At 36.5% G+C, this 562-nt stretch carries 1 protein-coding gene; it reads left to right on the top strand.

Annotated features, from left to right (window positions below; all coding sequences use genetic code 11):
* The first annotated feature begins 217 nt into the window (after window positions 1–217).
* Window positions 218–466 carry a hypothetical protein gene (locus tag IEW93_RS21925; RefSeq protein WP_188741294.1) on the top strand — a complete coding sequence of 83 codons (249 nt, stop codon included), beginning with the start codon at window positions 218–220 and terminating at the stop codon, window positions 464–466.
* Window positions 467–562 lie beyond the last annotated feature (96 nt).

The following is a 562-nucleotide window of genomic DNA, read 5'->3' as shown; positions in this document are numbered from 1 at the left end:
TACGAGTCAATAGTTGATGCCTGTAGTGAAGCGTGGAATGCATTCATTGAAGATAAAGAGCGTGTGAAAAAAATGTGCCATCGACAATGGGCAACAATGATCACTTAGTTATGCGGAATGGTATAATTACAACATGACTTTTGTCACTGGTAATTAAATTTTAATTTGGCACAATAATCAATATTAAAAAACAACAGATAATCATCAAGGACAGATTATGAACACAGCAACAATGGCGTTACTTATCCCAATAATCGCGATAATTGGCAGCTTCATCGTCAGCATTATGAAGTTAAAAGAGCGTCAAGCAGTGGCATTAAACGAGCAGGCAAATAATAATAAGTCGCTGCATGATGAAATAAACGCACTACGTCAACGAATCGAAGTACTAGAACGCGTTGTCACTGATGATTCATATGATTTAAAACAAAAAATTAATACCATTCCGCGAAAAAATGTGATCTAATTGCTATATCCGTTACTCATCTTTTTTAGCAATGAAACAACACACCAGTTTCGAATTAATCAGGCTATCCAAGCAAACAGCAGATGCCCGAATGCG

It is taken from the genome of Shewanella inventionis (genome assembly GCF_014641855.1).
Lineage (GTDB): Bacteria > Pseudomonadota > Gammaproteobacteria > Enterobacterales > Shewanellaceae > Shewanella > Shewanella inventionis.
This window is presented reverse-complemented; position numbering and strand designations above follow the sequence as displayed.